This window comes from Neobacillus fumarioli NBRC 102428, assembly GCF_001591485.1.
In the GTDB taxonomy this organism is placed as follows: domain Bacteria; phylum Bacillota; class Bacilli; order Bacillales; family Cytobacillaceae; genus Neobacillus; species Neobacillus fumarioli.
In genome coordinates this window covers 1-1,987 of record NZ_BCUZ01000218.1, presented here as the reverse complement: position 1 = coordinate 1,987, position 1,987 = coordinate 1, and the positions used below count along the sequence as shown (strand labels likewise).

Sequence of the window (1,987 nt, the reverse complement as noted above, 5' to 3'; positions counted from 1 at the left end):
AAATGCTATTTCATTTTACCTAGTTAATCAACGGTCTCATTTATTAACCTATTTATCTCCTGGGGCTGGCTGATCTACTCCCTTTATATGGTGTCGATGTCCGTCGTCTTCACTTGTGTAAAAATCATAATAATGGACATGCATTCCATTCCCCACTGGAATAGCAGGTCCTGAATAGGCCTTATAATGATGGGTATGGCCGTTTTCGAAGAGTACATATCCTTCAGTGTAATGAATATGGTTACCATCTTCGGTCTGTATTGGGGGAGAAGTAACATCCAAGCACTGATGAGCATGCCCCGCATCTACCGAAGTATAATCAATAGAGCCATGAGTATGGTGCGGTACAAACCCTTTAACGAAATCATCCTTTCCCACTACCATTTAGACTCACCCCTTCTGAAATAATGTAAATGCTAATTTTTAGGACTAGTTCCAGCTTCTCCTTTCTTTAGGTATGGTTTCACTACAAATGATATTTAGTAAAAAATGAGATTATGTTTTAAATATGAATAGCTTTTTAAGGAGGTTTTAATCACTGGTGTTACGGCTTCCTCTTGAACAATCATAAATTAAAAGGGTACTTGTCCTCAGTATTATGACTAGTCCTGTTAAAGATTATTGAATAAACTGAGTGAGAATAAGGATTAGGAGATGGTTATAAATGAGCCGAAGAGACTTTGATGATGAAATTGAGTCAAGTTCAATGAGTAATAGAAGACGCAACACAAATGTTACCCGTAATACTATGACTAGTATTAATGCTTCCTCTTGCCAACAACTTGCCGATATTATTGGAGGCATGGTTATTACAGCGACACCGATCTGTGTTGTTCAACGTCTCCGAAATATTAACGCAACTATTTTAGGTCGCAGCACACGTTCCCCACTTGCACTTCCATTTGCTCTTTCCTTCGAAAATAATATCGGTGGTAAGACTCTTAACCTTGGGGAAACTGTAATCCTCCAAAGAGAAATTAATCCATTTCTATCAGCTTTACGCAAAAGAGGTATTACGATAACAGCATTGCATAACCATTGGTTGTTCGAGGAGCCACGATTAATGTATATGCATTGGGAAAACGTTGGAGATCCGTTTGAGTTTGCAATTAATAGTATCGAAGCAGCCAGGGAAGCTATGTTATTCTAATAATCCATTTGTAATAAATTTAGAAATCACAAATGGCCTTATGGAACTAACAAAAATTCCAAATCATTATAAATAGACTTGGTTATCTTTCACCTTCAGCTAAAAAAATAAAATGAGACCTGTCCTATGATATTGGTCTAATCCCGTCAAAAGTCAATGTATATGCACTGGGAAAATACAGGAGAACCTTTCGAGTTTGCTTGAAACAGTATTCAAGCAGCAAGAGAAGTTAGGCTGTTCTCATAACTATGCCATTTGTGATATGTTCGGAAATCATAAATGGCATTATCTTTGTAATTTTGGTCAATCCCCTCACCCTCTAATAAAGTAGTTGTATTGTCCCGCCAACTCATAAGGACATCCATTTGGGAATTATTCAGGAGTTTTTACATATAAAATCGAATGAGCGGGTGGCAATTTTTCCATGGAAGAAAATCCAAGAATTTAATAAAACAAAAGTTCATCATCGCATAAAGAACTAATGTTTGTATATAATATTGATAATAATAATTTAATTTTAAGAAAAAGGTGGTGCTTTGGATAGATCGTCTGTTAATCCGCTCCATTGAAGAAAATATGCCATTAGAGATGATTTACCTGGCCGATAACCATGAAATTACCCAGCGAAAACTAATTGTTAAGGAAGTAAATAACGAATATATTGAGACCGTCGATTAACTGGATAAAATGAAGTAGCATTGAATTTATATGCAATCCCATAAATCGGGAAGGCCTGTTTTGCATATCTTTTCTTCAAAAAAACATGCATTTTAATGAACTCAAACAAACAAATACGTAGTTGGAACTAAACACCATTATTTATTATGCATATTTATT

The 1,987-nt window shown here is 35.7% G+C and carries 3 protein-coding genes; 2 read left to right on the top strand and 1 reads right to left on the bottom strand.

The window, feature by feature from the left end; translation table 11 throughout:
- Positions 1-48: 48 nt before the first annotated feature.
- Positions 49-384, bottom strand: a complete 336-nt coding sequence (locus BFU02S_RS15705; protein ID WP_066372708.1) for a YmaF family protein — start codon at positions 382-384, stop codon at positions 49-51.
- Positions 385-664: 280 nt separating this feature from the next.
- On the opposite strand from BFU02S_RS15705, the gene BFU02S_RS15700 reads away from it, so the two are divergent.
- Positions 665-1,150 (top strand): DUF1259 domain-containing protein, encoded by a 486-nt coding sequence (locus BFU02S_RS15700; protein ID WP_084361165.1) that lies wholly within the window; start codon positions 665-667, stop codon positions 1,148-1,150.
- Positions 1,151-1,681: 531 nt separating this feature from the next.
- Positions 1,682-1,828 (top strand): hypothetical protein, encoded by a 147-nt coding sequence (locus tag BFU02S_RS16915; RefSeq protein ID WP_157075970.1) that lies wholly within the window; start codon positions 1,682-1,684, stop codon positions 1,826-1,828.
- Positions 1,829-1,987 lie beyond the last annotated feature (159 nt).